The 20,682-nt window shown below is 72.2% G+C and carries 16 protein-coding genes and 1 tRNA gene; 6 read left to right on the top strand and 11 right to left on the bottom strand.

The genetic code is table 11. From position 1 onward, the window contains the following. Nucleotides 1-1,268: 1,268 nt before the first annotated feature. Nucleotides 1,269-1,345 (bottom strand) — tRNA-Arg (locus E4F61_RS14370). A gap of 255 nt (nucleotides 1,346-1,600) precedes the next feature. Here E4F61_RS14370 and ubiA point away from each other — a divergent pair. Further along, nucleotides 1,601-2,497: a 4-hydroxybenzoate octaprenyltransferase gene (gene ubiA, locus E4F61_RS14365; protein WP_133480275.1), complete on the top strand. Its 897-nt coding sequence runs from the start codon at nucleotides 1,601-1,603 to the stop codon at nucleotides 2,495-2,497. On the opposite strand, the gene E4F61_RS14360 is transcribed toward ubiA, so the two are convergent. Together E4F61_RS14360 and E4F61_RS14355 are read right to left on the bottom strand one after the other, a co-directional pair. Beyond that, complete coding sequence (locus E4F61_RS14360; protein WP_133480274.1) at nucleotides 2,498-3,214, bottom strand: rhomboid family intramembrane serine protease; 717 nt, start codon at nucleotides 3,212-3,214, stop codon at nucleotides 2,498-2,500. It abuts the gene before it with no gap. Between the two features lie 52 nt (nucleotides 3,215-3,266). Further along, the gene (locus E4F61_RS14355) at nucleotides 3,267-4,229 is read right to left on the bottom strand and encodes a TerC family protein (RefSeq protein WP_133480273.1); all 963 of its coding nucleotides are present in this window, start codon (nucleotides 4,227-4,229) and stop codon (nucleotides 3,267-3,269) included. A gap of 216 nt (nucleotides 4,230-4,445) precedes the next feature. Here E4F61_RS14355 and E4F61_RS14350 point away from each other — a divergent pair, with 216 nt between their 5' ends. Beyond that, nucleotides 4,446-5,612, top strand: a complete 1,167-nt coding sequence (locus tag E4F61_RS14350; protein WP_133480272.1) for a class I SAM-dependent rRNA methyltransferase — start codon at nucleotides 4,446-4,448, stop codon at nucleotides 5,610-5,612. Nucleotides 5,613-5,615: 3 nt separating this feature from the next. Here the strand turns inward: E4F61_RS14350 and E4F61_RS14345 are convergent, their stop codons facing one another. Continuing rightward, the gene (locus tag E4F61_RS14345; RefSeq protein ID WP_133480271.1) at nucleotides 5,616-6,347 is read right to left on the bottom strand and encodes a glycosyltransferase; all 732 of its coding nucleotides are present in this window, start codon (nucleotides 6,345-6,347) and stop codon (nucleotides 5,616-5,618) included. Then, nucleotides 6,325-6,873, bottom strand: coding sequence for a DUF421 domain-containing protein (locus E4F61_RS14340; RefSeq protein ID WP_133480270.1), 549 nt, complete (start codon nucleotides 6,871-6,873; stop codon nucleotides 6,325-6,327). Before E4F61_RS14340 ends, E4F61_RS14345 begins: the two co-directional genes overlap by 23 nt. Nucleotides 6,874-7,006: 133 nt before the next feature. On the opposite strand from E4F61_RS14340, the gene E4F61_RS14335 reads away from it, so the two are divergent. Next, nucleotides 7,007-8,584 (top strand): DNA recombination protein RmuC, encoded by a 1,578-nt coding sequence (locus tag E4F61_RS14335; protein WP_133480269.1) that lies wholly within the window; start codon nucleotides 7,007-7,009, stop codon nucleotides 8,582-8,584. 78 nt (nucleotides 8,585-8,662) lie between these two features. Here the strand turns inward: E4F61_RS14335 and E4F61_RS14330 are convergent, their stop codons facing one another. From E4F61_RS14330 to E4F61_RS14305, 6 genes are read right to left on the bottom strand one after another with little or no spacing between them, the layout of a single operon-like run. After that, nucleotides 8,663-9,778 (bottom strand): MlaA family lipoprotein, encoded by a 1,116-nt coding sequence (locus E4F61_RS14330; protein WP_133480268.1) that lies wholly within the window; start codon nucleotides 9,776-9,778, stop codon nucleotides 8,663-8,665. Nucleotides 9,779-9,814: 36 nt separating this feature from the next. Then, nucleotides 9,815-10,090: an STAS domain-containing protein gene (locus E4F61_RS14325; protein ID WP_133480267.1), complete on the bottom strand. Its 276-nt coding sequence runs from the start codon at nucleotides 10,088-10,090 to the stop codon at nucleotides 9,815-9,817. Then, entirely contained in the window at nucleotides 10,087-10,731 is a 645-nt protein-coding gene (locus E4F61_RS14320; RefSeq protein ID WP_133480266.1) for an MlaC/ttg2D family ABC transporter substrate-binding protein, read from the bottom strand. The genes E4F61_RS14325 and E4F61_RS14320 overlap by 4 nt, the downstream gene beginning before the upstream one ends. A 5-nt stretch (nucleotides 10,732-10,736) precedes the next feature. Further along, on the bottom strand, nucleotides 10,737-11,252 hold the full coding sequence (gene mlaD / locus E4F61_RS14315) for an outer membrane lipid asymmetry maintenance protein MlaD (RefSeq protein WP_133480265.1): 516 nt from the start codon (nucleotides 11,250-11,252) through the stop codon (nucleotides 10,737-10,739). A gap of 46 nt (nucleotides 11,253-11,298) precedes the next feature. Next, nucleotides 11,299-12,048: an MlaE family lipid ABC transporter permease subunit gene (locus E4F61_RS14310; protein ID WP_162301508.1), complete on the bottom strand. Its 750-nt coding sequence runs from the start codon at nucleotides 12,046-12,048 to the stop codon at nucleotides 11,299-11,301. Continuing rightward, on the bottom strand, nucleotides 12,045-12,836 hold the full coding sequence (locus E4F61_RS14305; RefSeq protein ID WP_133480263.1) for an ABC transporter ATP-binding protein: 792 nt from the start codon (nucleotides 12,834-12,836) through the stop codon (nucleotides 12,045-12,047). Before E4F61_RS14305 ends, E4F61_RS14310 begins: the two co-directional genes overlap by 4 nt. A 278-nt stretch (nucleotides 12,837-13,114) precedes the next feature. Here E4F61_RS14305 and recC point away from each other — a divergent pair, with 278 nt between their 5' ends. The 3 genes from recC to E4F61_RS14290 form a co-directional block, all read left to right on the top strand. After that, complete coding sequence (gene recC, locus E4F61_RS14300; RefSeq protein ID WP_162301506.1) at nucleotides 13,115-16,426, top strand: exodeoxyribonuclease V subunit gamma; 3,312 nt, start codon at nucleotides 13,115-13,117, stop codon at nucleotides 16,424-16,426. Further along, the gene (locus E4F61_RS14295; protein WP_133480261.1) at nucleotides 16,423-20,046 is read left to right on the top strand and encodes a UvrD-helicase domain-containing protein; all 3,624 of its coding nucleotides are present in this window, start codon (nucleotides 16,423-16,425) and stop codon (nucleotides 20,044-20,046) included. Before recC ends, E4F61_RS14295 begins: the two co-directional genes overlap by 4 nt. Beyond that, nucleotides 20,043-20,682 (top strand): AAA family ATPase (locus E4F61_RS14290; protein WP_162301505.1); only part of this gene is annotated, 640 nt, incomplete at its 3' end. The genes E4F61_RS14295 and E4F61_RS14290, both read left to right, overlap by 4 nt.

The raw sequence follows: 20,682 nt of genomic DNA, 5'->3' as shown, positions 1-20,682 counted from the left end.
GGCAAAAGACGTCTTTGCATTTATTGGCCTGTGGGTCACGGTCGCCGCAGCCCAGCGCCTCGTCAGCGCTGTTCAGGCGGCATGTCGAGACAACTGACGTCGCAAAAGGTTTCCGTCGACCCGCCGTAATGGCGTTGGGGGAACTGCCCTTGGGACGGCCCCCTCGGTGACGTAACACTTAACGAGTCAGGAAGCGGCCGATTTGATGAGCCGCACGGCCAAATCGGGGTCGGACCGCATGAAGACGAAACAAAAAGGGTGTTGTCCGTTCTGCGGGGAAGCTGTCTCCCCAATCGTGGTGGAAGAAAATTCTTTCCGCCGAGATCGTTGCAAATGCCCGAAGTGCGAAGCGACGGTGTTCCTCTGCCGTTCGCCTGGCTGCCATAACTATGCGAAGGGTACCGACACGTACGACCACGAGCTGTGCCCGGCCTGCACGGAAGCAGCCGTCGAACTTGGGTCCAAGATAGCCAGCACTTTGCTGGACGTCGGCAAGACCGTTGCCGTAAAGGCGCTATCCGAGAAAGTAAAAGCTCCCGGCAAAGCGCCTACCGGAAAGCGACGTTCGTAGACGCGCCAATGGAGCTTTCGCGACCGCGGAAGGTCCAAACCTTCAGCCTCATAGTATTGCGTGCGAGCCGCGCGCCTACTAGTAGGGCGCGGAATCGAGCAGTCACTCGTGCGCTCAGCAGTCGCGTACGGCCTTCGGTGCGAGGATGGCTGGTACCCCTTAATCGAACTGGTCTGCCGTGGATTGCAGCGCGAGGCCGTAACCCGAGGGGCTCCCCAGCCTGTTGCCACGGTCAAGGAAAAGGCCGGGACGCTTCGCTTCCGCATCCGGGAGGCGGTTGATGGACAGCGCGCGATTCTGGCCTTCGCCGAAGACCTGCCGACCCTGATCTGTGAAGACTGCGGCCATATGCGGCGCCCGGGTCTGCCTGCCTGCCCTACCCGCCACGGCGTGCGTCCCGGCGGCATCCCCGATCGACACTGGGTCGGCATGTCTGGAGGGCAGGGCGGTTGCGCCCTGACCCCCCTGTCGCGCGCGTGCAGCGGCGCTAGAAGAGCGCTTGGACCCAGCATGCCTGCGGACGCGGGACTCGCACCCCACGCGGCAGTCATGACTAGGGCGGTCGATGAGGACCCCCGATACCGATGCTCGGAGGAGGGCAGGACGCAACCCGGCGTCACACCGTCTACTACTCAATACGCGTCAGCGTCCAATCTGGCGCCGTCCCAGCCGCGGCACAGATCTGTCACAGAGGAGTTGGCGCGCCTGGAGGGATTCGAACCCCCGACCAATGGCTTCGGAAGCCACTACTCTATCCGGCTGAGCTACAGGCGCGTTTTGTAAGGACTTTTTCTACCGCGGGGCCCGTCCATGAGTCCAAGCCCGTGTGCCACTCCATCTTCCCTTCCCGACCGGTGAGTTGCGGCTTCGGAAGCCACTACTCTATCCGGCTGAGCTACAGGCGCGTTGCGGGCCGCGCGCGGCGGGCCGCGCGGGACGGGCATTCTAGCCGCATTCGCCGCCGCCGGGCTCGTGGTCGGCGGCCCGTTACCCTGTAGGGGCCGCGCGCCGCGGCGCCGCGATGCCCCGATGAGCGTTCCGCCTTCCTCCAGTCCCCCGACCGCCGGCCTGCGCCGCCGCCTTGCCCTGTACTGGGCGCTGGTCCGCGGCGACCGTCCGATCGGCTGGCTGCTGCTGCTCTGGCCCACGTGGTGGGGTCTGTGGCTGGCCGCCCGGGGCGTGCCGCCGCTGTGGCCGCTCGTGGTGTTCTCGCTCGGCGTCTGGCTGACGCGCTCGGCCGGCTGCGTGATCAACGACTACGCCGACCGCTGGCTTGATCCGCACGTCGAACGCACCCGGAACCGTCCGCTGGCGACCGGCGCCGTGCGTGGCCGCGAGGCGCTCGCCGTGTTCGCCGTGCTGATGCTGGCGGCGTTCGCGCTGGTGTCCACGCTCAACCGGCTGACGATCGCGATGAGCGTCGTCGGCGTCGTGCTGGCGGCGAGCTATCCCTACCTCAAGCGTTACACCCACTTTCCGCAGGTGTACCTCGGCATGGCCTTCGGCTGGGGCATTCCGATGGCCTTCGCGGCGATCCGCGGCGAGGTACCGACGATCGCGTGGGTGCTGTACGCGGCCAACATCGTCTGGTCGACCGCCTACGACACCTGGTACGCGATGGTCGATCGCGAGGACGACCTGCGTATGGGCAGCAAGTCCACGGCGATCCTGTTCGGGCGCCACGACCTGCTCGCGCAGTCGCTGCTGTACGCGCTGTTCTTCGTGCTGCTCGCGACGGTCGGCGTGCTCGGTGCGCTGGGGCCGGCGTACCTGATCGGGCTCGTGGTCGCCGTCGTGCTGGTGCTGTGGGAATTCCGCATCGCGCGGCATCGCGAGCGCGCGGCCTGCTTCCGCGCGTTCCTGCACAACCACTGGGTCGGGCTCGCGGTGTTCGTCGGGCTCGCACTGGATCTCGCGTCGCGCTGATCAGCCCCAGGTGACGCGGACCGGTACGCGACGCGTCGCATCGGACGGCGTCTCCGCGACAGGTTCGTCGATCCCGTCGTCGTCGTCCTCCCAGCTGTAGCGCACGCGTGGCGGCATCGGGTCGCTGCGACGGCCCCAGAGCCCGCCGATCACGCCGCCGATGGCGCCGCCCAGATGCGACTGCCAGGAGATGCCGGGCTCGTGCGGCAGCACCGACATCAGCATGCCGCCGAACAGCGTGAGCCCCAGCATCGCCGCGGCCACGGCCGGGCGGTCGCGCCGCACGAGGCCGAGCGTGAGCACCATGAACAGCATTCCGTTGATGACGCCGCTCGCGCCCAGGTGCGCCGAGCCCGCCTCGCCCAGCCACCACGCCGCGAGCCCCGAGCCGATCCACGCGAGCGGCACCGTGCGCAGCAGGGCGCGCGGGTACTGGGCGATCGTCAGCGTGCCGAGGGCCAGCAGGCCGAGTGAATTGCTCGCCACGTGCGCGACCGAGCCGTGCAGCAGCGGCGCGGTCGCCACGCCGCGCAGGCCGTCGACGACGTGCGGGCGCACCGTCCACGCGCCGGCGTCGAAGGTCGGCTGCGCGGAATAGACCGCCAGCAGCGCGAGCACCGCGACCAGCGAGACGTTGAATGCCCGTCGCCAGCGCCGGCGATCGAGCCGGGACTGCTGCGCGGGGTCGATCGGCGGGGCGGGCGTGTGCAGGTGCATGCCAGCGACGTGGCGCCGCCGGCCCGCGAATGCAAGGCCGGCGGCGCGACGGTTACCAGGCGGCCTTCTTCCCCGGCTGCGGGCGCAGCAGGCTCAGCACCACCGTCGCGCCGATGGTCGCCGCCACCACGCCCAGCGACGCGGCGATCGGGATCTTGTAGACGTCGATCAGCAGCATCTTCGCGCCGATGAACATCAGCACCAGCGCGAGCCCGTAGGGCAGCAGGTGGAAGCGGTCGGCGAGGCCGGCGAGCAGGAAGAACATCGCGCGCAGGCCGAGCACGGCGAACACGTTCGACGTCAGCACCACGAACGGGTCCTTGGTGATGGCGAAGATCGCCGGGATCGAGTCGACCGCGAAGATCACGTCGGTGATGCCGATCATCACCACCACCACGAACAGCGGCGTGTACAGGCGCTTGCCGTTCTCACGCACCGTCAGCTGGCTGCCGACGTAGCCGCGCGTCATCGGCAGGTGGCCCGTGAGCCAGCGCAGCAGCGGGTTCTTCTCGAGGTCCGGTTCCTTGCCCGCGGCCCACAGCATCTTGATGCCGGTCAGCAGCAGGAAGGCGCCGAACACGTACAGGATCCAGTGGAACTTCGCCAGCAGCAACGCGCCCGCGAAGATCATCACCGCGCGCAGCACGATCGCGCCGAGCACGCCGATGATCAGCACCTTCTGGCGCTGCTCCTCCGGCACCGCGAAGTACGAGAACAGCATCAGGAAGACGAAGATGTTGTCGACCGCGAGCGACTTCTCGATCAGGTAGCCGGTGAAGTACTCCAGCGCGATGCGCTGGCCTTCCGCGGCGCCGGCGGATTGGGTCACCTGCCACCACAGCCAGCCGCCGAAGGCAAGCGCGACCGCCACCCAGCCGATGCTCCAGCCGAGGGCTTCCTTGAAGGTGACGCGATGGGCGCCGCCGTGGCGCATCAGCACCAGGTCGGCGAGCAAGGCGAGGGCGACGAGGCCGCCGAAGGCGGTCCACATCAGGGGTGAGGCGATGGTGTCCATGGGAGGCTCCGCAGGGTGCTGGACCCGGGACGGCGGCGCTCGGAAAGGACGCACCTTCGCCCCGGACGGGACGAAGGTCTTGCTCACAGCCGTTTGGCTGCCGCCGGACCGGAGCCGTGAGGCTCGTAATGACGATCCGGACGCTGGGAGCTACTCCCCTTCGGCGCCGATGGTAACCGGTCAGGATTAAAAACGGATGACACCTACAATGGGCGGATGAACGAACAGCCCGTGGTACGCCTCAAGAACGCGTGGAAGTCCACGCACCCGTGGATCTTCCAGCGGCTGGTGGAAAAGCCCGAGCAGCGGCCCAAGCCGGGCGCGATCGTCGACGTGGTGGGCGTGGACGGCGAGTGGATCGGCCGCGGCTTCTACAACGGCCACTCGCGCATCGCCGTGCGCATCCTGGAGACCGATCCCGACGTCGCGGTCGACGCGGGCTGGTTCCGCCGCAAGATCGCCGCGGCGGTGTCGCTGCGCCGCGACCTGCTCGGGCTCGACGCCATCAGCGACGCCTGGCGCGTGGTGCACAGCGAGGGCGACGGGCTGTCGGGCCTGGTCGTCGACCGCTATGCGGACCTGCTGGTGGTCGAGTTCTTCTCGGCCGGCATGTTCCGCCACCGCGAGTGGATCTACGCCGCGCTCAGCGAACAGTTCCCCGGCTGCCGCTTCTTCAGCTTCGCCGACGAGCACGTGCAGAAGCAGGAGAGCTTCGACTTCCGCGTGCAGTCGGCCGTGCCGCCGGCGATCATCACCGAGAACGGCATCCGCTTCCGCGCCGACCCGTCCGGCGCGCACAAGACCGGCTTCTTCGCCGACCAGCGCGAGAACCGCCAGTGGTTGAGCCAGCTCGTGCACGGCAAGACCGTGCTCGACCTGTGCTGCAACACCGGCGGCTTCGGCGTGTATGCGGCGGTGCGCGGCGCGAGCGAGGTCACCGGCGTCGACATCGACGATGCGGTGCTGTCGATCGCCAAGGGCAATGCCAAGCTCAACGACCAGCGCATCAGGTTCGTGCAGGCCGACATCTTCCCGTGGCTGCGCGATGCGGGGAACCGCGGCGATGCGTACGACGTGGTGATCCTCGACCCGGCGAAGATGACGCGCGATCGCGAGCAGGTCATTCCCGCGCTCAAGAAGTACCTCGACATGAACAAGCTCGCGCTCGGCGTGGTCAAGCCGGGCGGCCTGCTGGCGACGTTCTCGTGCACGGGGCTCGTCAGCGAGGACCAGTTCCTCGACATGCTGCGCCGCGCCGCCTACTACGCGGGGCGCACCGTGCAGGTGCTCAAGGTATCGGGCGCGGGCGCGGACCATCCGGTGCTGGCGAGCGTGCCCGAATCGCGTTACCTCAAGGCCGTGTTCTGCCGCGTGCTCGACTGAGGTCTACCGCTTCTCGCGGCGCTCGTACCAGAGCGCGAGGTGCTCGCGCGAGCGCAGCACGCCGCGCCCGCGCAGTGCGACGCGCAGGATGAGCCGCGCGTGCTCCCCGATCGAGAACGTGTGCAGCTTGCGCGCCGAGGTCCAACCGGGCTCGCGAAGCAGCACGAAGCGGCCGGCGCTGGCGAGCGAGCGGCTCATCGCCACGTCCTCGCCGGCGTACCAGCGCTCGTCGAACCCACCGGTCGCGTCGAAGGCCTCTCGGGTGCAGAAGATGAAGCAGCCCGCCGCGATGCGCGCCAGCCGCACCAGGCCGACGCCGAAGGCGACGGCGATGCGGTGGTCCCAACGCAGCGGACCGTCGAGCCGCAGGCGGGCGCCACCGCCGACCGCACCGCCCGCCAGCGCGGCCAGCGCGGCCGCCAGCGTCGCGGCCGGCACGCGGGTATCGGCGTCGACGAACACCAGCCGCGCGCCCGTCGCCGCTGCGGCCCCGGCGTTGCGGGTCGCCGCGATGTGCCGGTGCTTGACGCGCAGCACGCGCGCGCCGTTCGCCGCGGCCACCGCGGCAGTGGCATCGGTCGACGCGTCGTCGACCACGACGATCTCGTAATCGACCCCGCAGGCGCGTGCCGCCGCGTGCAGGGATGCGAGCGTCGCCGGCAGCCGCGGCGCCTCGTCGTGCGCGGGCACGATAAAGGACAGGCGCAGCGGGTCAGGCGCGATCGGCGACGTCATGGTGCCGCGCATTCTCCACGTCGGCGAGCGCGCTGCCGGAGCCGACGTGCGCCCGGCCGATCACGCTGAACGTGCCATTGGTCTCCAGTACCACCACGGCCACCTCGTCGAAGCAGCCGAACCCGCCGCCACGGATCGCCGCGGCGACTTCGGTCTCGCTGACGCGCTGGTCGCGCATCGCGTCGGGCAGCAGGCGGCCGTCGCGCAGCAGGGCGGTGGGGCGCGACTGGATGACCCGGCGCACGCGCGGCGAGCGCATCGCTAGGTGGGTCAACACGTACTGCAGCAGCACCAGCACCGCGATGCCGGTGATGCCGTCCGCCAGGGGCACGCTTTCCGACAGCACGGCATTGGCGAGCGCCGAGCCCAGCGCGACGGTGATGGCGAAGTCGAACTCGTTCCACTTGGACAGCGTGCGCTTGCCCGCCAGCCGCAGGCACAGCAGCAGCGCGAAGTAGGCCAGCACGCCCACCAGCGCGATGCGCAGCGGGCCGGACCAGCCGTTGAAGAAGGCGTGCGCGTCCATCGGCGACCCGGGGGCGGAGTCGCGGATTACCGCGCGCCCGGTGTTGCGTCGCAGTGAGCGGCGCGACGCCATCTCACGCATTGAGACCGGAATGACCCTAACCTGTGCCGCCTTCCCGCATCGGAGCGGCCGCATGGGCCCCACGTCCGCGCTCGTGATCTACGCCTTGCTGGCCGCCGCCGTGGCGGCGCTCGCCTTCGTCGGCATCGCGCTGTCGCGCCTGCAGCGTCGCGGCACCGGCCCCGATCCGGCGCTTGTCGGCGTGCTCGCCGATCGCGACCGCCTCGCTGCCGAACTCGATGGCGCCCGCGAGCGCGCGCGCATCGACGCCGAGGCGCTCGGCGGCCTGCGCGCCGATGCCGAGGCGCATGCGCGCCTGCAGGACGAACACGCCCGCCTGCGCGCCGCGCTGGAATCGGTCCGCACGGCGCTGGAGGACGAGCGCGTCGCGCGCGCGGCGGCGATCGCCGAACTCGAGGACCGCAACCGCCAGCTCGATGCCGTGCGCGTGCGTGCGTCGACGCTGGAGGCCGATGTCGCGCGCTGGCGCGAGGAGCATGCTCAGGCCACCGCGCACCTCGAGCACGCGCGCCGGCAGCACGAGGAGATGCGCACGTTCGTCGACCAGGCGCAGGCCAAGCTGTCCGACGCGTTCGCGCAGATGGCCGGCAAGGTCTTCGCCGAGCGCGGCGAACAGTTCGAGAAGAACGTGCGCCACGCGACGGTGCAGTCGAAGGCCGACATCGAGACGCTGCTCAAGCCGTTCGCCGAGCAGCTCAACCAGTTCCGCCAGCGCGTCGACACGGTCTACAGCGACGAGGCGCGTGAGCGCGCGACGCTGGTCGGCGCGGTCAACGAACTGCGAACGCTGAACCAGGACATGGCGGCCCAGGCCGCCGCGCTGACCAAGGCGTTGAAGGGCAACGCGAAGGTGCGCGGCGACTGGGGCGAGCTGATGCTCGAGAACGTGCTGCGCGGCTCGGGCCTGGAGGAAGGCACGCACTACGACCGCCAGAAGCAGGGCAGCGACGACGAGGGCCGCGTGCTGCGCCCCGACGTGGTGGTGCGCCTGCCGGGCGACCGCTGCGTGGTGGTCGACAGCAAGGTCAACCTGGTGGCGTGGGAGGAGGCGATGAACGCCGACACGCCGGATGCGCAGAACGACGCGATGCGGCGCCACGCCGTGGGCCTGCGCCAGCACGTGCGCGACCTCGCCGATCGCAATTACCCCAAGCTGATGGGCGAGAACGCGCTGGAAGTGACGATCGCCTTCGTGCCGATCGAGGGCGCGCTGTCGGCGGCGCTCGGGTTCGACGCGGCGATCCAGTCCGAAGCGTTCGAGAAGGGCGTGGTGTTCGCCTCGCCGAACACGCTGATGGCGGTGCTGCGCGTGGTCGAGCGGCTGTGGACGCGCGACCGCATCCAGAAGCAGGCACGCGAGATCGGCGAGGCCGGCGGCCTCCTACTCGATGCGCTCACCAGCTTCCTCGCCGAGTTCGACCGCGTGGGCAGCAAGCTCGACGACGCGAGCAAGGCCTATCTCGACGCGCGCAACCGCCTGAGCGATTCGCGCCAGGCCGTCATCCCGCGCGCGCGCCGCCTCGTCGCGCTGGGCGCGCGCGGCAAGCGCAAGGTGTCGGAGGAACTGCTGCCCGAGCTCGAAGTCATCGTCGACGGCGAATCGGTGCAGCTGGTGCAGGGCGAGGGCTGATCACCGTCGCGCGTGCGGCGTCGTGCCGCGTGGCCGATCCATTGGCCTGCATCGCGCGACCCGTGAAGCCTCGCGCGATCAGTGGTCGCCCGAGACGGGCATCGCATCGACCGGCACCATCGCCGGATCGTCCTTGAGGTAGTCGGGCGTGTCGTCGTCGGCCGCGCGGTCGCCGCCGATCTGGTACGCGCGGCGCTGCATCCAGGCATCGCGCACGAGGCGGTAGTCGTCCTCGGCGCCTTCGCGCAGCGCGTCGGTGGACATCAGCGTGGCGCGTAGGTCGACCAGCTGCAGGCCCTGCAGCGGCACGCGGATGCGATCGGCCTCGACCTGGCGCATCGGCGAGAGCGGTGCGTCGCCGGCCATGCCGACCACGTCCCGCAGCGTGCGCGGCCCGAACAGCGGTAGCTCGACGTAGCGCGAGCGCTTCCAGCCCCACACGCCGAGCGTCTGCCCGAAGTCCTCGTTGCGGTTGTCGAGCTTCGCGTCGGTGGCGGGATCGAAGATGCCGCCGATGCCGAGCGTCGAATTGAGCAGGAAGCGGCCGAGCGAGTGCGCGGCCTGCTTCGGCTTGCCCTGCAGCAGTGCGTTCACCGCGGAGGCCGGCTGGCCGAGGTTGGCGAAGAAGTTGCTGACGCCGCTGCGGATCGGGCGCGGCACCACCTTCACGTAGACCGTCGCGAGCGGCTTGGCGACGCGGCGGTCGACCGCGTTGTTGAAGCGGTGCATGCGGCGGTTGTACGGCTCCCACGGATCGTACGCGGCGGCCGGGGCGGCGGGCGCGCCGTCGCGGGTCTCGCCGGGGCCGTACAGCGCGTCGAAATCGGATTCGGCGGCGGTGGACGCGGGCGGCGTCGCGGCCGATGCGTCGGGCGGCGGTGGCGTGTCGGTGGGCGGCGCCTGCGCGTCGTCGCCCGCGTCGGCCGGCGGCGTCGCCGTGGAGGCGTCGTCCGTCGGCGGGACGGTGTCGGTAGGCGGCGGGGTCGCGGGCGTGGCGTTCTCCGCAGCCGCGGCCTCGTCGGCCGCCGGCGGCGTCGCGGTGTCGGCGGCGGCCGTCGACGGAGTCGCGGGCGGTGTCGGGGGCGGCTGCTGGGCCCAGGCCGGCGCGGTCGCGGCGAGCAGGGCGAGCAGGAGCAGCGGGCGGGCCGGCGTGCCGGCCGCGCGGGCGCCTTCAATGGCGACGGGGCGGATCATGGGGTCAGTTTACGCTCGCGGCCGCGCGGGCTGTGCTCAGTGCGCGAAACCCAGCGACGCATCGAGGCGATACGCCGCGCGCAGCTCGGTGAGGCCGGCGGGCGTGCCGTCGATGCGCAGGCCGCCGGCGGCGAGTTCCGCCAGCAGCGCCAGCCCGGCGCTGTCGACGGCGTCCACGCCCGCGAGATCCACCGACGCCGCGCCAGCGCGCAGCGGCTGCAGCGCGCGCCACGCCGACGCGACGGCCGCCCGGTCGAGGCGGCCGTCGAGATGCAGGACGTCGCCGTCGCGGCGTACCCGCACGTCGCTCATCGCTTGGTCTGCGCCTGCAGTTTGCCGGCCTTGAGGTCCGCGGCGACCTGCGCGATCGGCGCGCGCGAGAGCGGGCCGTCGAACTGGCTGCGGAAGGTCTGCACGAAGCTCACGCCCTCCACCATCACGTCGAAGACCTTCCACTGGCCGTTGACCTGGCGCATCAGGTAGTCGACCGGGATCGGCTCGCCGCCCTGGCGCAGCATCAGCGTGGAGACCTTGGTGGCCTTGCCGTTCGCGATCGACGTTTCCGACTTCACCTTCACCGTGAGGCGGGTGTTGAAGTCGAGCAGCGACGAGCCGTAGCGCTGCATCAGGTTCTCGCTGAGCGCGTCGGCGAACTTGCTGACGTCGGCCGGCGTGGCGCCGCGGCCGTGCGCGCCGAGCACCAGGCGCGCCGCGTAGTCGCGGTCGAACATCTGGTTGAACTCGCCGGACACGAACTGCTTGAGCGCGGTGCGGTTCTTCGAGAACTCGGCACGGCGCGACTCGAGCGTGGCGAGCACGCGCGAGCTGTTGTCGAGCACGAGCTTGGACGGCGTGCCGAACTGCTGCGTGGCGGCGGGCTGCGCGGCGGCCATCGCGCCTGGAACGGCGGCGAAGGCGGCGGACAGCACGAGGACGAGGGCGGTGCGCTTCATGGGTGTCACTCCTTGGGTGCGGTGGCCGCGTCGGTCGCCGCGTCGGCGTTGTCGCCGTCCGCGGGCTTCCCACCGCCACTGAACATGTACTTGCCGACGAGCTGGATCAGGTCGACGGCCGGTTGCGTGAGGTAGAGCTCGTCGCCGGGCTTGAGCGGCGTCGGATCGCCACCGGGCGTCAGTCCGACGTAGCTCTCGCCGAGCAGGCCGGCGGTGAAGATGCCGGCGCCGGTATCGGACGGGAGGTCCTTGTACTTCCCCTGGATCGCGAGCGTCACGATGGAGTCGTATTTAACGGGGTCGAGCTGAATGTCGGCCACCTCGCCCACCATCACGCCGCCGATCTTCACGGGTGCGTTGGGCCGCAGGCCGCCGATGTTGGAGAAGCGCGCCTTCAGCGGGTACGTGTCGCCATGCCCGCCCCAGCGGCCGTTGGTCGACGCGAGCGCGAGCACCAGCAGCGTGGCGAGTGCGAGCAGCAGGAAGGCGCCGACGGCGAATTCGATTCGAGGACTGCGCATCAGAAGGTTCCCGGACGGTTACGTGGCGCGCATCGCGCCGGATGGATCAGCGAAACAGCAGCGCCGACAGCACGAAGTTGAACATCAGCACCAGCAGCGAGGCATTGACCACCGCGCGCGTGGTCGCGAGCGAGGTGCCCTCGATCGTCGGCTCGGCGTGGTAACCCACGAACGCCGCCACCCACGCCGACAGCGCGCCGAACACCAGCGCCTTCTGCAGCGCGACCAGGAAGTCGCCGTGGAAGTCGACGGCATCGCGCATCACCTGCCAGAACGGGCCGGCCTCGAGGCCGATCACGTGCACCGCCTCGAACCAGCTGGCGACGATGCCGGCGGCGCAGAAGAAGCCGGTGAGCAGCGGCACGCTCAGCACCGCCGCCCAGACGCGCGGCGCGACCGCCTTGCCGACCGGATCGATGCCCATCAGGCCGAGCGCGGTGATCTGGTCGGTCGCGCGCATGAGCCCGAGCTCGGCGGCGATCGAGCTGCCGGCGCGGCCGACGAACAGCAGCGCGGTGAGCACCGGCGCGAGCTCGCGGTACATGCCGAGGCCGAGCAGCGCGCTGACCTGGTTGGCCGCGCCGTAGGTGGCGAGCGCCTTGTAGCCCAGCAGCGTGAGCGACAGGCCGACGAAGGCGCCGCCGACCAGGATGATCGGCAGCGAGCGCGCGCCGATCTTGTAGACCTCGCGCACCAGCTCGCGCAGGAAGTCGGCGGTCGGCCGGCTGGCGCGCAGCACCGCGAAGGAGAACAGCCCGGCCTGGCCGAGCGTGCGGACGGTGTTGGCGAACATCAGGCGGGCGTCCTGTGCGCGCGCGGCGCGGCATCGAAGGCGATCGGGCCGTCGGGCGCGCCGCGCAGGAACTGCTGCACGAAGGCGTCGTCGGAGCGCTCGAGCTCGGCCGGCGTACCCGAGAACACGATGCGGCCGTTGGCGATGACCAGCGCGCGGTCGGCGACCGGCAGCGTCTCGTGCACGTGGTGGGTGACGACGATCGACGTGAGCCCCAGCGTGTCGTTGAGGCGGCGCACCAGCGACATGACGACGCCCGAGGCGATCGGGTCGAGACCGGTCAGCGGCTCGTCGTAGATCATCAGCGGCGGATCGAGCGCGAGCGCGCGGGCCAGCGCGACGCGGCGGGCCATGCCGCCGGAGAGCTCACGCGGGTACGCGTCGGCGGCGGCGCGCAGGCCGACCGCATGCAGCTTCATCTCGACCAGCCGACGGACGATCGCGTCCGGCAGGTCGGTATGCGTGCGCAGCGGCAGCGCGACGTTGTCGGCGACGGTCAGGTCGGTGAGCAGGCCGTTGCCCTGCAGCATCACGCCGATGCCGCGGCGCAGCTCGAGCAGCGCGCGGCCGCCGGTCGGCATCGGCCGGCCCAGCACCTCGACCGTGCCGGCAGCGGGCGCGAGCTCGCCGGTGAGCGCGGCCAGCAGCGTCGACTTGCCGCAGCCGGACGGGCCGAGCACGGCGACGACCTCGCCCGGCGCGACCGACAGGTCGACGTCGTGCAGGATCGTGCGTTCGCCGCGGGCGAGCCGCAGCCCGCGGAGGGCGACGATGGGCGAAGGCTGGGTCATGGGAGGCGGCGCGCGCACGCGGAAGGCGGCGCGAAGGCTACGGGCGCGCGGCTGAACGGGGGACAGGGGCGCATTCTCGCAGGCGCCGCCGGCCCGGGCCACCCGCGCGTGGAACGCAGCCGTGCCGCGGTGACGCCCGTCACGCGGGGAAGCTGAACCGTCTTGGCGCAGGGTGAGATCCGGCGGCGTCGACCGGTTCGACGCGACGCCGCGCGGTCTCCGTCGCGCCTGAGCCGCGCGTCGCACGGGCTGCGACGTCCTGCGGCAAGATGGCGCGCATGGCCGCGGCCCCCGATTTCCGCCTGTACCACTCGAATTCGCTGGAAATCCTCGCCGGGCTGATGGCCGAGGAGCTCCGGGCGCCGGCGGCCGGGCAGGGCCTGCTCGAGCCGGACGTCGTGATCATCCCGCAGCCCTCGATGCGCCGCTGGCTGCAGGCCACGCTCGCGCAGGCGCACGGCATCGCGGCCAACATCGTGTTCCTCACGCCCGGCGAGTTCGTCGCGCAGGCGCTGGACGCCAACGTCGAGGGCCGCGCCGACGACCTCGATGTCGAGGCCATGCGTTGGCGGCTGCTCGCGCTGCTCGACGACGAGCGCGCGATGCGCGATCCGGTGCTGCGCCCGCTTCGCGCGTACCTGGCCGCCGGCACCGACGAGGTCGACGCGCTCAAGGCCTGGTCGCTGGCGGGCGAGCTCGCCGGCACCTTCGAGAAGTACCAGGCCTGGCGCCGCGACTGGCTGCTCGCGTGGGACGCCGGCGAATCGCCGCGCGATCCGCAGGCCGCGCTCTGGCGACGGCTGGGCCGCGACCGCCCGCACCGGGCGCGGCGCATCCAGCGCTACCTCGAGCGTTTCGGGGCCGACGCTGCGCAGGCGCCGGCGGGCCTGCCGGCGCGCCTGTTCGTGTTCGCCACGCTCAACGTCTCGCCCGACGTGCTGCGCGTGCTCGCCACCGCCGCGCGCGCCGGCACGCTGCATTTCTACCTGCCCTCGCCGGTCGCGGCGTACTGGGGCGACGTGCGCACGCTGCCGCACCGGCTCGAACTCGGCGACGCCGAAGCCTTCGGCGATGGGCTCGACGCCGAGGACAACCCGCTGCTGCAGGCCTGGGGCGCGTCCGGCCGCGACTTCATGGCGGTGCTCGGCGGCTACGAGACCGTGCATCCGTCGTTCGACCTGCCGGCCTACGACGATCCCGACGAACGCGGCGGCGACGACGCGACGCTGCTGCGCCGCCTCAAGCGCGACCTGCTGCATCGCCGCCCGCCGCCGGCGACGCCCTGGCGCGAGGCGCTCGACCGTGCCGACCCGAGCCTGCAGGTGCACGCCTGCCCCACGCGCCTGCGCGAGGTGCAGGTGCTGCACGACCAGCTGCGCGCGCTGCTGGAGGACGATCGCTTCGATCCGCGGCTGCAGCCGCGCGAGATCGCCGTGCTCGCGCCGGACATCGACCCGTACGTGCCCTACGTCGAGGCGGTGTTCGGCGGCGTGCACGGCCGCACCGCGTTCATTCCGTACACGCTCGCCGACACCAGCCCGCTCGCCAGCGAGCCGCTGGCCGAGGTGTTTTCGCGCCTGCTCGCGCTGCCGGTCTCGCGCCTGGGCCTCAACGAGGTGCTCGACCTGCTCGCCACGCCCGCGATCGCGCAGCACGCGGGCCTCGACACCGCGGCCTTCGACCGCCTGCGCGACTGGCTCGCCGACGCCGGCGCCTGCTGGGGCCTCGACGCCGCGCATCGCGCGCGCCACGGCGCGCCGGAGGACGGCCTCTACACCTGGCAGTTCGCGCTCGACCGCCTGCTGATCGGCCACGCCACGGGGTGCGACGCGATGGTCGGCGACGTCGCCGGCTGGCCCGACCTCGAAGGCGGCGACCTCGCCGCACTCGACACGCTGATCGGGCTGGTGCGCGTGCTCACGCGCTACGAGCGCGTGCTGTCGAACGCGATGACCGCGGATCACTGGCGCGAGCGCCTGCTCGCGCTGCTCGCCGCGGTGCTGCCCGAGCGCCCGCGCGAGGTCCGCGACGAGCGCGCGCTCGACCGCCTGCGCACGCTCATCGACGAGTTCGCCGACGCCGCGCGCCGCGCGCATCACATGGGCCCGATCGAGCCGGACATCGTGCGGGCGCATTTCGACGCCAAGCTCGCCGAGCCCGATACGCGCGCGCCGCTGATGGGCAGCGGCGTCAGCTTCGGCCGCATGGTGCCGATGCGCCTGCTGCCGTTCCGCGCGATCTGCATCCTCGGGCTTAACGACGGCGAGTTCCCGCGCGCCGACCCGGCCGGAGGCTTGAACCAGCTGGTGCGCGACCTCGACGGCCCGCACCGCCGTCGCGGCGACCGCTCGCTGCGCGACGACGACCGCTTCATGTTCCTGCAGCTGCTCGCCGCGGCGAACGACGTGTTCTACCTGAGCTACCTCGGCGCCGACCCGCGCGACGGCAGCGTGCGCGAGCCCTCGGTGCTGGTGAACGAGCTGCTCGACGTGGTGGCGGCGTACCACGCCGATCCGAAGCGAGCGCGCGCCTGCGCGGCCGTGCGCCACCCGCTGCAGCCCTTCTGCGCGGAAGCGTTCGGCGCGGACGGCGACGGCCTCGAGCCCCGCCGCTTCAGCTATCGCGACGACTGGCAGGCCGCGGCGCGCGTCGTGCTGCCGCGTTGCCGCGAACTCGCGCCGTGGATGGGCACGGCGTTGCAGCCGCCGGAGCCGCGGCAGCCCGATGTCGCGCTCACCGAACTCGCGCGCGTCCTGCGCAACCCGCCGGACGCATTCCTGCGCCAGCGGCTGTCGCTGCACCTGCCTGAAGTCGGCGCGCCGGTACTCGACGTCGAGCCGCTGGTGCTCGAGCGCCGCATGCACGACCGCCTGCGGGCGGCGGTGTTCGACGCGCAGGTCACCGGGCGCACGCAGCAGCTCGCACGCCGGCTGCGCGCGCAGGGCCTGCTGCCCGGCGGCGCGTACGGAATGCGCGTGCTCGACGATACCGTCGACGAGGTCCGTCCCTTCGCCGAGCTGTTCACCGGCTGGCGCGGCGACGACGAGCCCAGCTCGATCGGCTTCGAGCTCGACCTCGGCGCCACGCGCCTGCACGGGCGCCTGCCCGGCGTGCACGCGCACGGCCTGGCGCGGCTGCGGTTCGACGCACCCAACGGTCCGATGCACATCGCGCACGGGCTCGACTGGCTGGTCGCCTGCGCGCTCGGCCGCGCGATGCCGCTGGTGCAGTTCGTGCGCGACGACGGGCGCGCCGCGATGATCGAGCGCGACCCGATCGCGCCGCAGCGTGCGCGCGAAATCCTTGCGCAGCTGCTCGCGCTGCGCGAGGACGGGCTGCTCGCGCCGCTGCCGTTCGGTGCGTATGCCGGCTGGGTCTTCTACGACGGTGGCGACGAGAAGGGCTGGAGCGCGGCGCAGAAGACATGGTCGCCCGAGCGCGGCTTCGCCGAAGGCCTGCAGCCCGCCGTGCGCCTCGCGCTGCGCGGCCGCGATCCGTTCGTCGACGACGAGGCCGGCCGGCAGTTCCGCACGCTCGCGCGCCGCGTCTTCGATGCGGTGCTGCATGCGCGCGCGGAGATCGATGCATGAGCATCCTCGAGCTGCCGCCGCCCGTGTCGCACGACGCGCCCGACGCCGATGCGTTCCTCGAGATGCCGCTCACCGGCACGCGCCTGATCGAGGCGAGCGCCGGCACCGGCAAGACGTTCACGCTGGCGACGATCGTCACGCGGCTCATCGTCGAGCGCGGCCTGCGCGTCGGCCAGGTGCTGGCGGTCACGTACACCGAGGCCGCCACGCAGGAACTGCGCGAGCGACTGCGCCAGCGGCTGTCGCTGCTGGCGCGCGTGGCCGCCGGCACGGCGCTCGATGGCGACGACGCCGACGTCGCGCTGTGCCGCACGCTGGTCGAACGCCAGCAGGCCCTCGAGGATCCGATCGCGCTGCGCCAGCGCCTGCAACGCGCCGCGCGCGAGCTCGACACCGCGGCCGTGCACACCATCCACGGCTTCTGCACGCGCGTGCTCGCCGACCATGCGCTGGAAACGGGCGAACCGTTCGACGCCGCCGGCATCGTGGGCAGCGATCGCGAGCTGCGCGAAACCGTGGCGCACGACCTGTGGCGCACGCTCGCCGCCGATGCGGGCGATGCCGACGTGCTGCGCGCCGCGTGGTCGTCGCCCGAGGAGCTGGCGAAATCGCTCGAGGCGCTGCTGCGCGCGCCGCGCATGCTGCCCGAAGCCGTCGACACCGGCCCGTCGCCCGCGGACGAGGTGCGCGAGGCGGCACAGGCGCTGCGCGAGGCTTGGTACCTGCACGGCGTCGACGCACGCCGCGACATCGAGGCGGCGCTCGCTGCCGGCGTGCTCAACAAGCGCAGCTACAACGACAAGGCGCTCGCCACGCTGTGGCAGGCATTGCACGACTGGTCGCGCGGCAACTCGTCCGCGTGGCCGCGCGGCAACCTCGAGCTGCTCACGACGGCCAAGCTCGCCGCCTGCACCAACAAGGGCAAGGACGCGCAGCGTCCGCACTCTCCGCTGTGCGAGGCGGCGCAGGCACTGCTCGACGCGCTGGCCGCGCACGAGGCCTGGCTGGAGCGTCGCAAGCTCGCGCTCATCCACCGCGTCCGCGACGAAGCCCGCCGTCGGCTCGCGAAACTCAAGCGCCAGCGCCGCATGCGCAGCTACGACGACCTCATCGACGGCGTCGCCCGCGCGCTCGACGGGCCGCACGCGCGCGCGCTGGTCGCGCAGCTGCGTCGCCAGTACGGTGCCGCGCTGGTCGACGAGTTCCAGGACACCGACGCGCGGCAGTGGTCGATCTTCCGCCGCGTGTTCGGCGACGACGCCGACGAGGCGTTGCCCTCGCTCGACGACGCGGTGCGGCCGGCACGCTTCCTCGCGCTGATCGGCGATCCCAAGCAGGCGATCTACGGCTTCCGCGGCGGCGACGTGCACACCTACCTGCGCGCGCGTGACCATGCCCAGCCGGGCCCGCCGCTGGATCGCAACTTCCGGTCGCGGCCGTGCCTGTTGCGCGCGGTCGAAGCGCTGTACGCGGCCGCGGGCGAGGACGCGTTCGGCGCGGCCGGCATCGGCTTCCGCAGCGTCGCGCCGGGCGGCCGTCGCGGCGACGATGCCTGCCTTCGCGACGGCGTGCCCGCGCCCGCGCTGACGCTGCGCCGGCTTCCGCCGCGCGAGGACGGCAAGGACTGCAGCGCCGACGAATCACGCGATCGGGTCGCCCTGGCCTGCACGCAGGCGATCCACGAAACGCTGTCGCTCGGCCTGGCGGGTCGGCTCACCATCGACGGCCGCGACGGCCCGCGCGCGGTCGGCCCGGGCGACGTCGCCGTGCTCGTGCGCCGGCACCGCGACGGGCTGCGCCTGGCGCGCCTGCTCGCGCAGGCCGGCATCCCCGCGGTCACCGCCGCGCCGACCAGCCTGTTCGAGACCGGCCAGGCGATCGAACTGCTGACGGTGCTCGACGCGCTGCTCGCGCCCGCCGACCCGCGCCGCCTGCACGCCGCGCTGTCGACCGTTCTGCTCGGACTGGATGCGGCGCGCATCGATGCGCTGCTGCGCGACGACGTCGCCCGGGCACGCGAGCTCGGCCGCGCGCTCGCCTGGCGCGAGCGCTGGCTGCGTGCCGGACCGCTCGCGCTGGTGGAGGATCTCTGCACGCAGGCCGCGCCGCGCCTGCTGGAACTGGCCGACGGCGAGCGTCGCCTGTCGGACTTCATGCAGCTCGCCGAAGCGCTGCAGGAAGCCGCGCAGCACGTGCTCGGCCCGCAGGCGCTGGTCGACTGGCTGCGCGCGCGCATCGCCGGCGCCGACCGCAGCGACCGCGAACAGCAGCTGCGGCTCGAGTCCGACGCGCACCGCGTGCAGATCCTCACCGTGCACGGCAGCAAGGGCCTGGAGTTCCCGTTCGTGTTCCTGCCCTTCATGGGCATCGCCGACGGTGGGCGCGCGGACGCGTGGTGCGACTACGACGATGGCGAGGGCCGCGTGCTGCACGTGCAGGCCGACGATGCCGTGCGCGCGCAGCGCGACGCCGAGGCCGCGGCGGAGGAAGCGCGCCTGCTGTACGTCGCGCTGACGCGCGCCCAACACGCGCTCTGGCTGTGCAGCGGCCCGCTGTTCCGCCACGCCAAGACACCCGTCGCGCCCATGCTCGCCACGCTGCGTGGCGACGGCGGGTTGATCGTGGTCGACGAGGCGCCGCTCGACGCGACGCTGCCCGCGCCGCTGCGACTGGCGACGCCAACGGCGCCGCCGCGCGCGCGCCAGCCGCGCCGCGTGCTCGGCCGCGACTGGTCGATCTACTCCTTCAGCGCGCTGGCGCGGCTCGGCACCGGCAACGTCGAGACGCTGCTGCCGCGCGGCGAGCGCCCCGACGTCGTCGACGACCTGCTGCCCGTCGACTCGCCGCCCGACCTCGGCGCCGAGCTGCGCGCCGCGGCCGCCGACGACGCGCGCTTCGCCGGCACGCGCTTCGGCGACGTCGTCCACGGCGCGTTCGAGACGGTGGACTTCGCCGCCTGGCGCGACTGGCGCGATGGCCCGCCGCCGCCGGGTCAGCACGAGGCGCTGATCGAAGCGTTTCGCGCGCAGGGCTATTCGCAGGCCGACGTGGACGACGGCCTGCCGCTGCTCACCGCGCTCGTCGGCCACACGCTCACGGTGGCGATGCCCGAGGGCGCGCGCCTGTGCGACGTGCCGGCGGCAGCGCGCCGCGCGGAGATGGAGTTCCACTTCGCGCTCGCGCACGTCGACGTCGACGCGCTGCTCGCCACGGTGCAGGCGCACGGCCTGCTGACCGAACGCTCCGGCTTCGGCGCACGTCGCGTGCTCGACGGCCTGATGACCGGCAAGATCGACCTCGTCTACGTGCACGACGGCCGCTACCACGTGCTCGACTACAAGACCAACCGCCTGCCCGACTACGCGCCGGCCACGCTGGAGCGCGCGATGCACGAGGGCGAATACACGCTGCAGGCCGCGATCTATTCGCTGGCGCTGCATCGCTGGCTGCGTTTCCGCCTCGGCGACGCCTACGACTCCGCACGGGATTTCGGCGGCGTGCGCTACGTGTTCTGCCGCGGCGTCGACGCGCGGCGCGCGGACGCACCGGGCGTCCACGCCACGCGCCTGCCGGTGGCGCTGGTCGATGCGCTGGACGCGCTGTTCGGGGGCGCGGCATGAGCCTGCTCGACGCCCTGCAGCGCGGCGGCGCGGTGCGCCCGATCGATCTCGCGCTCGCGCAGGCACTGCAGCGCACCGATGGCGCCATCGCCGAGCCGGTGCTCGCCGCCGCCGCGCTGGCGTCGTATGCGGTGGCGCAGGGCCATGCCGCGTTCGATCCCGACGACATCGCCATGCTCGTCGACGCGCCGGTCGACTGGCCCGACGCCACGACCTGGCGCGACGCGCTCGCCGACTGCGGCATCGTCGCGCAGCCGCAGGATGCGCAGCCCAGCGACGAGGGCGCGCCGCTCGTGCTCGAGCACGGCCGCGTCTACCTGCGCCGCTATCGCGAGTACGAGCGACGCCTGGCGTCGGCGATGACGCGGCTCTGCGGCGCCGTCGTGCCGGCGCCCGACGGATCGGTGCTCGCGCTCCATGCGCGTCTGTTTCCCGCCGATGCGGGCAACGACGCGCAGGCCCGCGCCGCGCGACAGGCACTCGAGGCGCCGGTGATGCTCGTCACCGGCGGCCCGGGCACCGGCAAGACCACGACCATCGCGCGGCTGCTCGTCCTGCTGATCGCGCAGGCGCGTGCCGGCGGTGCGCCGCCGCTGCGGATCGGCCTCGCCGCACCGACCGGCCGCGCCGCCGACC

The sequence above is a fragment of the Cognatilysobacter segetis genome (genome assembly GCF_004359965.1).
GTDB lineage: Bacteria > Pseudomonadota > Gammaproteobacteria > Xanthomonadales > Xanthomonadaceae > Cognatilysobacter > Cognatilysobacter segetis.
The sequence above is the reverse complement of the archived record's forward strand: the minus strand, read 5'-3'. Positions and strand labels throughout refer to the sequence as shown.

What these genes read in the sequence shown, in the direction of transcription:
- E4F61_RS14345 (WP_133480271.1), bottom strand. Translation starts at nt 6,347, where the DNA reads ATGACGTCGCCGATCGCGCCTGACCCGCTGCGCCTGTCCTTTATCGTG.
- E4F61_RS14350 (WP_133480272.1), top strand. Translation starts at nt 4,446, where the DNA reads ATGAACGAACAGCCCGTGGTACGCCTCAAGAACGCGTGGAAGTCCACG.
- recC (WP_162301506.1), top strand. Translation starts at nt 13,115, where the DNA reads ATGGCCGCGGCCCCCGATTTCCGCCTGTACCACTCGAATTCGCTGGAA.
- E4F61_RS14305 (WP_133480263.1), bottom strand. Translation starts at nt 12,836, where the DNA reads ATGACCCAGCCTTCGCCCATCGTCGCCCTCCGCGGGCTGCGGCTCGCC.
- ubiA (WP_133480275.1), top strand. Translation starts at nt 1,601, where the DNA reads ATGAGCGTTCCGCCTTCCTCCAGTCCCCCGACCGCCGGCCTGCGCCGC.
- E4F61_RS14355 (WP_133480273.1), bottom strand. Translation starts at nt 4,229, where the DNA reads ATGGACACCATCGCCTCACCCCTGATGTGGACCGCCTTCGGCGGCCTC.
- mlaD (WP_133480265.1), bottom strand. Translation starts at nt 11,252, where the DNA reads ATGCGCAGTCCTCGAATCGAATTCGCCGTCGGCGCCTTCCTGCTGCTC.
- E4F61_RS14340 (WP_133480270.1), bottom strand. Translation starts at nt 6,873, where the DNA reads ATGGACGCGCACGCCTTCTTCAACGGCTGGTCCGGCCCGCTGCGCATC.
- E4F61_RS14320 (WP_133480266.1), bottom strand. Translation starts at nt 10,731, where the DNA reads ATGAAGCGCACCGCCCTCGTCCTCGTGCTGTCCGCCGCCTTCGCCGCC.
- E4F61_RS14330 (WP_133480268.1), bottom strand. Translation starts at nt 9,778, where the DNA reads ATGATCCGCCCCGTCGCCATTGAAGGCGCCCGCGCGGCCGGCACGCCG.
- E4F61_RS14360 (WP_133480274.1), bottom strand. Translation starts at nt 3,214, where the DNA reads ATGCACCTGCACACGCCCGCCCCGCCGATCGACCCCGCGCAGCAGTCC.
- E4F61_RS14335 (WP_133480269.1), top strand. Translation starts at nt 7,007, where the DNA reads ATGGGCCCCACGTCCGCGCTCGTGATCTACGCCTTGCTGGCCGCCGCC.
- E4F61_RS14325 (WP_133480267.1), bottom strand. Translation starts at nt 10,090, where the DNA reads ATGAGCGACGTGCGGGTACGCCGCGACGGCGACGTCCTGCATCTCGAC.
- E4F61_RS14295 (WP_133480261.1), top strand. Translation starts at nt 16,423, where the DNA reads ATGAGCATCCTCGAGCTGCCGCCGCCCGTGTCGCACGACGCGCCCGAC.